The 11,059-nt window shown below is 59.6% G+C and carries 18 protein-coding genes; 17 read left to right on the top strand and 1 reads right to left on the bottom strand.

What is annotated here, in order from left to right:
- Positions 1-171 precede the first annotated feature (171 nt).
- The 3 genes from OB03_RS11170 to OB03_RS11160 all read left to right on the top strand — a co-directional run bounded on the left by OB03_RS11170 (position 172) and on the right by OB03_RS11160 (position 3,114).
- The gene (locus OB03_RS11170; RefSeq protein ID WP_461344171.1) at positions 172-1,086 is read left to right on the top strand and encodes a cupin-like domain-containing protein; all 915 of its coding nucleotides are present in this window, start codon (positions 172-174) and stop codon (positions 1,084-1,086) included.
- Positions 1,087-1,181: 95 nt separating this feature from the next.
- Positions 1,182-2,075 (top strand): GIN domain-containing protein, encoded by an 894-nt coding sequence (locus OB03_RS11165; protein WP_461344170.1) that lies wholly within the window; start codon positions 1,182-1,184, stop codon positions 2,073-2,075.
- 196 nt (positions 2,076-2,271) lie between these two features.
- Complete coding sequence (locus tag OB03_RS11160) at positions 2,272-3,114, top strand: class I SAM-dependent methyltransferase (protein ID WP_461344169.1); 843 nt, start codon at positions 2,272-2,274, stop codon at positions 3,112-3,114.
- A gap of 79 nt (positions 3,115-3,193) precedes the next feature.
- Here OB03_RS11160 and OB03_RS11155 read toward each other — a convergent pair whose 3' ends face one another.
- A complete protein-coding gene (locus OB03_RS11155; protein ID WP_461344168.1) occupies positions 3,194-3,946 on the bottom strand; it encodes a hypothetical protein in 753 nt (250 codons plus the stop codon).
- 704 nt (positions 3,947-4,650) lie between these two features.
- Here OB03_RS11155 and rpsJ point away from each other — a divergent pair.
- Genes rpsJ through rplE form a run of 14 tightly spaced genes read left to right on the top strand, consistent with a single transcriptional unit; the run spans position 4,651 to position 11,050 of the window.
- Positions 4,651-4,956: a 30S ribosomal protein S10 gene (gene rpsJ, locus OB03_RS11150; protein ID WP_003164367.1), complete on the top strand. Its 306-nt coding sequence runs from the start codon at positions 4,651-4,653 to the stop codon at positions 4,954-4,956.
- A 20-nt stretch (positions 4,957-4,976) separates the two neighbouring features.
- On the top strand, positions 4,977-5,708 hold the full coding sequence (gene rplC, locus OB03_RS11145; protein WP_242914285.1) for a 50S ribosomal protein L3: 732 nt from the start codon (positions 4,977-4,979) through the stop codon (positions 5,706-5,708).
- Complete coding sequence (rplD, locus tag OB03_RS11140; protein WP_242914284.1) at positions 5,708-6,346, top strand: 50S ribosomal protein L4; 639 nt, start codon at positions 5,708-5,710, stop codon at positions 6,344-6,346. The genes rplC and rplD overlap by 1 nt, the downstream gene beginning before the upstream one ends.
- A complete protein-coding gene (locus OB03_RS11135) occupies positions 6,346-6,651 on the top strand; it encodes a 50S ribosomal protein L23 (RefSeq protein WP_242914283.1) in 306 nt (101 codons plus the stop codon). Before rplD ends, OB03_RS11135 begins: the two co-directional genes overlap by 1 nt.
- A 4-nt stretch (positions 6,652-6,655) precedes the next feature.
- Positions 6,656-7,492 carry a 50S ribosomal protein L2 gene (rplB, locus tag OB03_RS11130; RefSeq protein WP_242914282.1) on the top strand — a complete coding sequence of 279 codons (837 nt, stop codon included), beginning with the start codon at positions 6,656-6,658 and terminating at the stop codon, positions 7,490-7,492.
- Positions 7,493-7,494: 2 nt separating this feature from the next.
- The gene (gene rpsS / locus OB03_RS11125) at positions 7,495-7,773 is read left to right on the top strand and encodes a 30S ribosomal protein S19 (RefSeq protein WP_167178089.1); all 279 of its coding nucleotides are present in this window, start codon (positions 7,495-7,497) and stop codon (positions 7,771-7,773) included.
- Between the two features lie 3 nt (positions 7,774-7,776).
- Positions 7,777-8,157, top strand: coding sequence for a 50S ribosomal protein L22 (gene rplV / locus OB03_RS11120; protein ID WP_242914281.1), 381 nt, complete (start codon positions 7,777-7,779; stop codon positions 8,155-8,157).
- Positions 8,157-8,903 carry a 30S ribosomal protein S3 gene (gene rpsC / locus OB03_RS11115; protein WP_242914280.1) on the top strand — a complete coding sequence of 249 codons (747 nt, stop codon included), beginning with the start codon at positions 8,157-8,159 and terminating at the stop codon, positions 8,901-8,903. Before rplV ends, rpsC begins: the two co-directional genes overlap by 1 nt.
- 7 nt (positions 8,904-8,910) lie before the next feature.
- Positions 8,911-9,348: a 50S ribosomal protein L16 gene (rplP, locus tag OB03_RS11110; protein WP_242914279.1), complete on the top strand. Its 438-nt coding sequence runs from the start codon at positions 8,911-8,913 to the stop codon at positions 9,346-9,348.
- The gene (gene rpmC / locus OB03_RS11105; RefSeq protein WP_242914278.1) at positions 9,348-9,542 is read left to right on the top strand and encodes a 50S ribosomal protein L29; all 195 of its coding nucleotides are present in this window, start codon (positions 9,348-9,350) and stop codon (positions 9,540-9,542) included. The genes rplP and rpmC overlap by 1 nt, the downstream gene beginning before the upstream one ends.
- Before the next feature lie 10 nt (positions 9,543-9,552).
- Positions 9,553-9,795, top strand: coding sequence for a 30S ribosomal protein S17 (gene rpsQ, locus OB03_RS11100; protein WP_242914277.1), 243 nt, complete (start codon positions 9,553-9,555; stop codon positions 9,793-9,795).
- 18 nt (positions 9,796-9,813) lie between these two features.
- Positions 9,814-10,182, top strand: coding sequence for a 50S ribosomal protein L14 (rplN, locus tag OB03_RS11095; RefSeq protein ID WP_167178083.1), 369 nt, complete (start codon positions 9,814-9,816; stop codon positions 10,180-10,182).
- Between the two features lie 2 nt (positions 10,183-10,184).
- Positions 10,185-10,493: a 50S ribosomal protein L24 gene (rplX, locus tag OB03_RS11090; RefSeq protein WP_242914276.1), complete on the top strand. Its 309-nt coding sequence runs from the start codon at positions 10,185-10,187 to the stop codon at positions 10,491-10,493.
- The gene (gene rplE / locus OB03_RS11085) at positions 10,493-11,050 is read left to right on the top strand and encodes a 50S ribosomal protein L5 (RefSeq protein ID WP_242914275.1); all 558 of its coding nucleotides are present in this window, start codon (positions 10,493-10,495) and stop codon (positions 11,048-11,050) included. The genes rplX and rplE overlap by 1 nt, the downstream gene beginning before the upstream one ends.
- Positions 11,051-11,059: the final 9 nt, after the last annotated feature.

The following is an 11,059-nucleotide window of genomic DNA, read 5'->3' as shown; positions in this document are numbered from 1 at the left end:
GTGGGTCGACCACGTGGGGAGGGTTGTCAGAAACGAGCGCGTGCTGGTGAGCGCGCGACGACGGTGGGCTGCGATTGATGCGAGCGAGACGGGCGGGCTGGGGAAGGGCCGCGGTCTCCTTCTTGCAGGCAAGAGCATGGCCAGCCGGATACGGACGGGGGAGTCCTGAGAATGCATGATTATGGCACGAAGCGTGAGCTGGGTCCGATACGCCAAAGCGCGGTTTACACCCACGGGCTGGATAGCGCGGAACTCACCGGCGATGCGGCGCTGGCGGCGTTGCTGGACCGCTATCCAGAAGAACTGATCGACATCAACGAATATCGCTTCGACGAGCGCGGACAGGTTACCTTGCGCGCGGGCACAAGAGGCGATGCCACCGGGGCGGAACTCCTGGAAGCGGTCCGCAGAGCGCGCATCTGGGTCAATCTCCGCGGCATTGAGGATCAGTGGCTGGAACTGTGGTCGCGGGCGACGGATGCTTTCGGGGACATTGCAGCGGCCTACCCATCGTTACGGGCCATCAAACGTTCGGGACAGTTGATCATCTCGTCGCCCGGAACCCGCGTGCCGTATCACTTTGATCCGGCCGGCGTAGTGCTGTTCCACATGCGCGGGATCAAACGCATGTTTGTCTACCCATCTGATGAAGCCCATCTACCGGAAGTCACGATGGAAAGGGTTGTCGCCCGTCAGACGTCCGAGGAAGTGCCCTACAGTCTCGAGTTCGAGGCAGATGCGCAGGTGTTTGAGCTACATCCGGGCGAGGCGCTGGCGTGGCCGTTGTACGCGCCGCACCGCGTCGAGAATGTCGATGGTCTCTGTGTGAGCCTGTCGATGGAATACCAGACTTGGGAGAGCCGCGCCCGAACGGGGGCCCTATATACCCACGCCTATATGCGCACACGCGGCCTTAAGCCGCCCGCCGTTTCGGCCGTAAACGGTCCAGCGCTGGCTATGAAGTGGGCGATGTCTGTGCCCCTGAGGCGCATGATGGTCCTCGGGAACCGCATTGCCGCGATCCCGCGCGAGTTTGTGGCGGATCCTACGGCCAGTGGAGGGCTGCGGATTCAGGCGCAAGATTAAAAGGGCTTAATGACAGGCTTTTAAGCGGACATCGGATCAGCCTTGGGTCAGCATGCTTCCAACAACGGCGACGTGGCCGAACAAGGAGACTGACGATGAAACAGACCCTGACCCTGCTTTTGGCCGGTGCCGCAGTTGCGACCCTTGGTGGTGGTGCAGCGAGCGCCCAGTCCGTCCGCGTCGACAACGCGATTGCCCGCGTCGTCTACATGCCGGAGGCCCGCTCCGACATTGCGGTGGAGGTCCAGCAAGGTAACAGCAACCTGCCCGCCTTGGAAGTTGTCCGCGAGGGCGGAAACGTTCGCATCGACGGCAACATATACCGCCGTGGACTGCGCACCCGCGCTTTGAGCTGCGAAGGCGGAAGGCGCGGAGATACCCCACCTTCGCGCCCCGGTGAGGGGGCCTCCGCCTCTGTGCGCGGCACGGGTCGTGTCGAGTTGTCCAGCGCTCCGCTGATTATCATCCGTGGCCCCCGCGACGCGGATGTGCGAACCGACGGCGCCGTCTTTGGCGCGATCGGGCGAGGGGCGGAGAACGTTCGTCTGGCCCATTCGGGTTGCGGCAACTGGGTCATTGCCAACGTCGCCAACGACACCAAGGTGAGCATCGGGGGCTCGGGAGACGTGTGGACCGGAAGTGCTCGCAAGCTGGATGTCTCGATCGGTGGCAGCGGAGATATCCGTTCCACGGCGGTTGGCGACCTCTCGATCAATATTGCCGGTTCGGGCGATGTCGAAGTCCAGCGGGCCGAGGGCGACGCCCGCATTTCCATCGCGGGCTCAGGTGATGTTGACATCACCGACGGCCGCATCGGCCAGTTGCAGGTCAACATTATGGGCTCTGGCGATGTGCAGGTGGGCGGTGTTGTTCGCGATGTCTCGGCAAGCATCGCCGGCGCAGGCGATATCGTGATCGATCGTGTGACCGGCAATGTGAGCAAACGTGCCGTCGGTTCGGGTGACGTACGGGTGCGTCGTCGGGACTAGGGGCGATTAACGTCACCCCGCTTGCCAAATGAGTTGATCCCCGGAGTTCTATCTATAACGTTGTTAGCTAGAATCAATCCGGCTTCGGCTTAGAGTGAGGGCAGGCGTTCACATGGGGCATATGGGTAAGTTTGAGAGTGCTCTTCGCGAGATCTCCCATGGAGACCATCTTTGGGAGGAGCATCTCAAATACATCTTGAGCGGCAACGAACGTGGTGCAGAGATCGTCGATAAGATGGTCACGCACTTTACCGGCCCGTTAGCCGACAAGCGCGTACTCGACATCGGCTGTGGTTATGGCGGGGTCTGCATCGCAGCGGCCCAGCAAGGGGCCACGGTTCGCGGCATAGAGGTCGGCGAGTCCGAGCTGAAGTATTTTGCTCTCAACCTCGAGGACAATAACGCGCTCGACACCGTCGAAATCACCTACGGCGATGCCGACGACATCGACTTCATGGAAAGTCTGGGCAAGTTCGATCTGGTTGTCTGTGACAATGTGCTGGAGCACGTGCCTGACAGCCACCGGCTGATCTACAATATCGCGCAGGCCATGAACGAGCAGGCACGGTGCTATGTGACGGTGCCGAACTACCAGTCGCTGGGCCAAGTGCTGATGGAGTGCCACAACCGCGAGTTCGGACTGTCGCTGCTGAACCGCTTCGATGCCCAGAAGCTGTATGAAGCCCGCGGTCACTATGGCACCTACTCGGTCGGCGACTACTTCGACTACAACCAGTACATCGCCATGTTCGCGATCAACGGACTGGCGGCTGTGAACATCGTGCCGGTGTTCATGGAAGACAGCCACATGGGCGAGGCTATGGACCTGCTGGCGCAGATCAAGGCCAAGCGTGCGGCAATGCCGGTAGAGATCGAGATCGAAGCTCTGACGGCTCAGCACCTCGACCACTACATTGATCGGGTAGAGCGGCGCCTCGCCGAATTGCAGCGCGCACCGACTGACTGGCGCCGCGTGGAGTTCTTCCGTGACTTCATGTCCCAGCGACTGGACTTCGTGGCCTCGCACCGGGCCTACTGAGCGTCAGGCAACAAAAAGGCCCCGGTGGAAATCCACCGGGGCCTTTTCCGTGTGCCTTACGGCTCAACCAAGGCGAAGCTTAGTTGAAGAACGGTACGAACACGTTGTTGCTCAGGTCCATGCGAGCACCAGCGCGGTCGCGGGCTTGCAGGCCACCGCCGAAGCTGTAACGCACGCCGATCTTGAAGGCGTTGTCTTCAACGGCCAGGTCGTCCGAGTCGGTGTAGGTGTAAGCACCGAAGACCGAGTACGGCGAGTTAGCGAACTGGTATTCAGCGCCAACGGTACCGGCAACGGTGTCGAAGTCAGCGCCGCCGAAGTCAACGTTCTGGAACGAAACGCCCGCGTTCAGGCGCAGGTCCGAGGTTGCGTAGAAAGCAGCGTCAGCCTTCACGGTGTAGATGTCGGCGTCGTAAACCGAGCCGTACGAAGCGACGCCCGAAACGGTTGCACGGTCGAAGTACTTCTGAGCGACAGCGCCGAAGGTGTTCAGGGTTGCACCCGGCATTTCGTTAGCGGCGTAGAAGCCACCGACGCGGTACGAACCGATGACCTTGGTCAGGGCAGCCGAACCCGACAGGGTGGTTTCGCTGGCAGCCAGGTCCGATTCAGTGTTGGCGACGTTTGCTTCTGCAGTGACAGTCCAGTCACCGAAGATCGGGGTGGCGACAGCGCCGTTCAGAGCGAAAGCGTCGGTGTCCAGGCCTTGCACGGCAGCAACGTCGGTGTCGCTGTGGGTGTAGGAGACGCTAGCCGAACCAACGGTTTGAGCCATAGCCGGAGCAGCGATCAGAGCGGCGACGGCTGCCGAAGCGAAGAAAACGGTTTTCATTGTCGTATGTCCTTAAAAGACTTTCTTGGGCTCGTTCACCAAGGAACGGGCCGGTGGAGACGACTTAGGGTCAAACGAGGCGGTTCGCTGTAACGAACTTGTCATGTTTCGGACTAGCGAGGCATGGTGTTGCCGCGATGTTACGCAATAAGGCAAACATACGTCGTTATTTGATCGTACGTCGGAAGTTTCTTTTTTGCTGCCTTGGTCCTGCCGCATTTCGCCTCAGCCCTTAATTCAAATTAACCAAACCCCTCTGGAATCGCCCTCCATGCGGCTGGAGGGGAGGGGCGTGCGGGCCATTGTTTTGAAATCAACTTTTCCGGCTCGGCCTCTCACGGGGTCGTAGATGGCCAAATTGGGGTCTTGAAAAGTGGTGGGAGGGGCGGCTATGAGGCGACAACTCATGAGGCGCAAACACTTATGGGACTTGGGATTCAGTGCTTGACCCGAAGGGATTCGGAAGGCATAAGCACCACTCTTGTTGGACCGGCTGTGCATCTCCGGATGCAAACGCGGTTCGCAGGGACGACCTAAGTTACTGTTCTTTTTGCAGCTTCTTGGGATTTTTTGGCTCAGGCGGGAAACCGTGTGGGCCGTTCGTTTTTGCGGATTTGCGTTCCCTGGGGTTTCGACCCTGAGGCTTCGGTCTTTGAAATGGTTCACAGGGACGCGGCTCCGGCCGCATGGGAATACTAACCGATATGGATCAAAGCATCCGCATCAGGCTCAAGGCCTTCGATCATCGCGTCCTCGACTTCTCGACGCGCGAAATCGTTAACACCGCCAAGCGCACGGGCGCGACTGTTCGTGGTCCGATCCCGCTGCCGACCCTGATCGAGAAATTCACCGTGAACCGCTCGCCGCACGTCGACAAGAAGTCGCGCGAGCAGTTTGAAATCCGCACGCACAAACGCGTGCTCGATATCGTCGACCCCACCCCGCAGACTGTGGACGCGCTCATGAAGCTCGACCTGTCGGCTGGCGTGGACGTCGAGATCAAGATCTAAGAAAGAAGAGGCGGGATCCGATGCGCACGGGCGTGATCGCCAAAAAGCTGGGTATGACCCGCGTGTTCGCCGATGATGGTGCACACGTGCCGGTTACTGTACTTCAGCTCGACGGCTGCCAAGTCGTCGGCCAACGTACCAAGGAACGTGACGGTTACGTCGCGCTCCAGTTGGGCGCTGGCTCTAAGAAGGCCAAAAATACGGCCAAGCCGCAACGCGAAGCTTTCGCGAAGGCTCAAGTTGAACCCAAGGCATACGTTACCGAGTTCCGCGTGGACGAGGATGGCCTGCTGGACGTGGGTGCCGAACTGTCGGCTGACCACTTCGTAGCTGGTCAAAAGATCGACGTCCAAGGCCTGACCATCGGTAAAGGTTTTGCCGGTGCGATGAAGCGTTGGAACTTCGGCGGTCTGCGTGCCACCCACGGCGTTTCGGTCTCGCACCGTTCGCACGGTTCGACTGGTAACCGCCAAGATCCGGGTCGTACGTTCCCGGGCAAGAAAATGGCTGGTCACTACGGTCAAGAAACTGTCACCCAGCAAAACCTCACGATCGTTCGTGTTGACGCTGAGCGTGGTCTGATCCTGGTCAAGGGCGCTGTCCCGGGCCACGACGGTACCTACCTCAAGGTCACCGACGCTGTGAAAAAGGCTCGTCCGGCTGAAGCCCCGTTCCCGGGTGCTGTGAAGTCGGCTGCTACCGAAGCTGCTGCAGCTCCGGCCGTAGAAGCCAGCGAAGGCGGTGAAGCGTAATGAAACTCTCTGTCATCAAACTCGACGGCAAGGCTGCTGGCGACGTGGAACTGTCGGATGCCGTTTTCGGCCTGACCGACATCCGCGGCGACCTGCTGGCCCGTACCGTGAACTGGCAGCTGGCCAAGCGTCGCGCTGGCACGCACAAGGTTCAAACCCGCAACGAGAACTCTCGTACGGGTAAGAAGATGTACAAGCAAAAGGGCACCGGCGGCGCTCGTCACGGTTCGCGCCGTGCACCGCAGTTCGTTGGTGGTTCGCGCGCTTTCGGTCCGGTCGTTCGCGACCACGGCTTCTCGCTGCCGAAAAAAGTCCGCGCCCTGGCTCTGCGTCACGCCCTGTCCTCGAAGGTCAAGGCCGGCGACCTGGTTGTCGTAGACACCGTTTCGGTTGCTGAAGCCAAAACCTCGACCCTGCGCGCCACTTTCGGTGCTCTGGGCTGGAACAAGGCTCTGATCATTGCTGGTCCGGAAGTTGACACCAACTTCGGCCTCGCTGCTCGCAACATCCCGCACATCGACGTCCTGCCGAACGCCGGCCTGAACGTCTATGACATCCTGCGTGCTGACAAACTTGTGCTGACCAAGGCTGCTGTTGAAGCAATCGAGGCGCGCTTTGCTGAGAAGGAAGCCGCATAATGGCCGCCGCTCAACCTACCGCCAAGCACTACGACACCATCCTGAGCCCGATCATCACTGAGAAGGCCACGATCCTGTCGGAACAGAACAAAGTCGTGTTCCGCGTTGCCGGTACCTCGACCAAGGATGAAATCGCTGCTGCGGTTGAATCCCTGTTCAAAGTCAACGTCCTCAAGGTCAATACCCTGGTTCAAAAGGGCAAGACCAAGCGCTTCCGTGGCATCAACGGCCGTCGCGTGGACATCAAAAAAGCTATCGTGACGCTGGCTGAAGGCCAGTCGATCGACGTGACGACGGGGCTCTAATCAGATGGCTCTGAAGCATTACAATCCGACTTCGCCGGGCCGCCGCGCCCTGGTGCTGGTTGATCGTTCCGAGCTGCACAAAGGCCGTCCGGAAAAGTCGCTGACCGAAGGCCTGACCAAGTCGGGCGGACGTGGTCAGGGTGGTCGTATCGCTGTCCGCTTCCGTGGCGGTGGCGCTAAGACCCTCTATCGTAAGATCGACTTCAAGCGTCGCAAGTTCGACGCTATCGGCACCGTTGAGCGCCTGGAATACGATCCGAACCGTACCGCGTTCATCGCTCTGGTGACGTACGCTGACGGTGAGAAGACCTACATCATCGCTCCGCAACGCCTGAAGGCTGGTGACACCATCGTCGCTGGCGAGAAGGTTGACGTGAAGCCGGGCAACGCTATGCCGCTGCGCTCGATCCCTGTCGGCACCATCATCCACAACGTGGAAATGAAGCCGGGCAAGGGCGCTCAGCTGGCTCGTTCGGCTGGTGCTTACGCCCAGCTGGTTGGCCGCGACCAAGGTTACGCTCAAATCCGTCTGGGTTCGGGTGAACTTCGTATGGTTCTGGATGGCTGCATGGCTACCGTTGGTGCCGTGTCCAACCCGGACCACATGAACCAGAACCTCGGTAAGGCTGGTCGCAAGCGTCACATGGGCTTCCGTCCGCACGTCCGCGGCGTTGCCATGAACCCGATCGACCACCCGCACGGTGGTGGTGAAGGTCGTACCTCGGGCGGTCGTACTCCGGTTACGCCGTGGGGTAAGGACACCAAGGGTACCCGTACTCGCAAGAACAAGGCCACGGACAAGTACATTATCCGTAGCCGTCACGTGAAGAAGGCTCGCTAAGAATGGCCCGCTCCTCCTGGAAAGGCCCGTTTGTCGACGGGTATCTGCTCAAGAAGGCCGACGCCGCTCAATCGTCGGGCCGTAAAGATGTGATCAAGACCTGGTCGCGTCGCTCCACCATCCTGCCGCAGTTCGTGGGTCTGACCTTTGGCGTTTACAACGGCCAGAAGCACGTTCCTGTCGCCGTCTCGGAAGAGATGGTTGGCATGAAGTTCGGCGAGTTCGCGCCGACCCGTAACTTCCCGGGTCACGCTGCGGACAAGAAGGCCAAGAGGAAATAATCCATGGCCCAGACCAAGAACACCCGTCGTGTTGCTGCGAACGAAGCCCGCGCTAAGCTGGTTAACGTTCGTATCAGCCCGCAGAAGCTGAACCTGGTAGCTGCCTCGATCCGTGGCCTGCCGGTTCAAAAAGCTCTCAACGAGCTTGAGTTCAGCCGCAAGCGCATCGCCATCGACGTTCGTAAGGCCCTGTATTCGGCCATCTCGAACGCCGAGAACAACCACAACCTGGACATCGACAACCTCATCGTTGCCGAAGCCTTCGTGGGTAAGAACCTGGTGATGAAGCGTTTTGCGAGCCGCGCTCGTGGTCGCTCGTCGCGCATCCTGAAACCGTTCAGCGAAATCACCATCGTGGTTCGCGAAGCAGGTGAGGCCGCCTAATGGGTCAGAAAATCAATCCGATTGGTCTGCGCCTTGGCGTGAACCGCACGTGGGACAGCCGCTGGTTCGCCGGCGGTGCTGACTACGCTAAGCTGCTGCACCAGGATCTGGCGCTGCGTGCTTGGCTGAAAGATCGTCTTTCGGCCGCTGGCGTTGCCCGCGTAATCATCGAGCGTCCGCACAAGAAGTGCCGTGTGACGATCTACGCCGCCCGTCCGGGCGTCGTGATCGGCAAGAAGGGCGCTGACATCGACAAGCTGCGCAAGGACATTGCGGCTCGTACCGAAGGCGAAGTTCACCTGAACATCGTCGAAGTCCGTAAGCCGGAAACCGACGCTCAGCTGATCGCTGAAAACATCGCTCAGCAGCTGGAACGCCGTGTGGCCTTCCGTCGTGCCATGAAGCGTTCGATGCAATCGGCCATGCGTCTCGGCGCAAAGGGCGTTCGTATCAACGTTTCGGGCCGTCTCGGCGGTGCAGAAATCGCTCGTATGGAATGGTACCGTGAAGGTCGCGTTCCGCTTCACACCCTGCGTGCCGACATCGACTACGGCTTCTATGAAGCCAAGACGACCTACGGCATCATCGGCGTGAAGGTCTGGGTCTTTAAGGGTGAAGTGCTCGAGCACGACCCGATGGCTCAGGACAAGCGTTGGGCCCAAGAAGCCTCGGGTCCGTCGTCCAACGAAGGCCGTGAACGTGGCCCCCGCGGTGACCGCGGTCCGCGTCGTGGTCGTGAGGGCTGATTAGACCATGCTGCAACCTAAAAAGACCAAGTACCGTAAGGCCTTTAAGGGCCGTATCAGCGGTTCGTCGAAGGGCGGCTTCTCGCTGAACTTCGGTTCGTACGGCCTGAAGGCCATGGAGCCGGAACGCATCACTGCTCGTCAGATCGAAGCGTGCCGTCGTGCTGTTACCCGCCACATGAAGCGTCAAGGCCGCGTGTGGATCCGTATCTTCCCTGACCTGCCGGTTACCGGTAAGCCAGCCGAAGTCCGGATGGGTAAAGGTAAGGGCGCCGTGGATCACTGGGCAGCTCGCGTTGCTCCGGGCCGCATCATGTTCGAAATCGACGGCGTGCCGGACGATATCGCTCGTGAAGCTCTGCGCCTCGGCGCAGCTAAGCTGCCGATCCGTACCAAGGTGGTTACCCGCCTGGATGCCGGCATCGTAATGGAGCAAGCCGCATAATGACCAAGATCGCAGATCTCCGGTCGCAAACCGTCGACCAACTGTCCGAAGAGCTCCTGAAGCTCAAGAAGGAACAGTTCAACCTGCGCTTCCAAGCGGCTACCGGCCAAATGGAAAAAACCCACCGCGTGGGTGAAGTGCGCAAAGATATCGCTCGCATCTCCACGCTTCTGCGTGAGAAGCGCGCTTCGTAAGGAAACGAATATGCCCAAGCGAATTCTCGAAGGCGTGGTCGTGTCCGACAAGGGCGACAAGACCGTCGTGGTTAAGGTGGAGCGTACTTTGCTCCACCCGGTTCTGAAAAAGACGGTCCGTCTTTCGAAGAAGTATCACGCGCACGACGAAGCCAACGTCCTCAAGGTCGGTGACATCGCTCGTATCGTCGAGTGCGCCCCCAAGTCCAAACTGAAGCGCTGGGAAGTCCTTTCCCCGGCTTCGGCCTCGTAATCAGAAGGATCTGATCTTATGATCCAGATGCAAACTAACCTGGAAGTGGCCGATAACTCGGGCGCCCGCCGGGTCATGTGCATCAAGGTGCTCGGCGGTTCTAAACGTCGTTACGCCTCGATCGGCGACACCATTGTCGCCTCTGTGAAGGAAGCTATCCCGCGCGGTCGCGTTAAGAAGGGTGATGTCGTTCGCGCCATCGTCGTTCGCACCGCCAAGGATATCCAACGCAAAGACGGTTCGGTCATCCGCTTCGACAAGTCGGCTGCCGTCATCGTTAACAAGTCGAACGAGCCTGTTGGCACTCGTATCTTCGGCCCGGTTCCGCGTGAGCTTCGCGCTAAGAACCACATGAAGATCATCTCGCTGGCTCCGGAGGTCCTGTAACCATGGCTGCCAAGATCAAGAAGGGCGATAACGTTATCGTCCTGACCGGCAAGGATAAGGGCCGCACCGGCAAGGTGCTCAAGGTTCTTCCGACCGAAAACCGCGTCGTCGTTGAAGGTATCAACATGGTTCAGCGCCACACGCGCCCGACCCAGGCTGATCCGCAAGGCGGCATTAAAAACAAAGAAGCCTCGCTTCACCTGTCGAACGTCGCAATCGCTGACGCCAACGGCAAGGCGACTCGCGTTGGCTTCAAGGTTGAAGGTGACCAAAAGGTCCGCTTCGCCAAGTCGACCGGAGACGTCATCTGATGGCTACCGAGAAATACACCCCGCGCCTGAAGACCGAGTACGTTTCGCGTATCCGTTCGGTCATGAAGGAAAAGTTCGGTTACACGAACGAAATGCAGGTGCCCAAGCTGGACAAGATCGTCCTGAACATGGGTATCGGTGAAGCTGTTGCTGACTCCAAGAAGGCTAACGCAGCCCTCAAGGATCTGACGGCTATCGCTGGTCAGAAGGCTGTTGCCACCAAGGCCCGTAACTCGATCGCTGGCTTCAAGCTGCGTGAAGGTATGGTCATCGGCGGTAAGGTGACGCTGCGCGGCGACCAAATGTACGAGTTCCTGGACCGGTTCATCACTATCGCGCTGCCGCGCGTGAAGGATTTCCGTGGCCTCAAGGGCACCTCGTTCGACGGTCGTGGCAACTACGCCACCGGTCTGAAGGAGCACATCGTGTTCCCGGAGATCAACTATGACCAGATCGACCAGATGTGGGGCATGGACATCGTCGTTTGCACCACGGCCAAGACCGATGAGGAAGCCAAGGCTCTCCTCACCGAGTTCAAGTTCCCGTTCGTGAACTGATCGGGAAGG

This window comes from Brevundimonas sp. GN22, from assembly GCF_054824005.1.
This window is presented reverse-complemented; position numbering and strand designations above follow the sequence as displayed.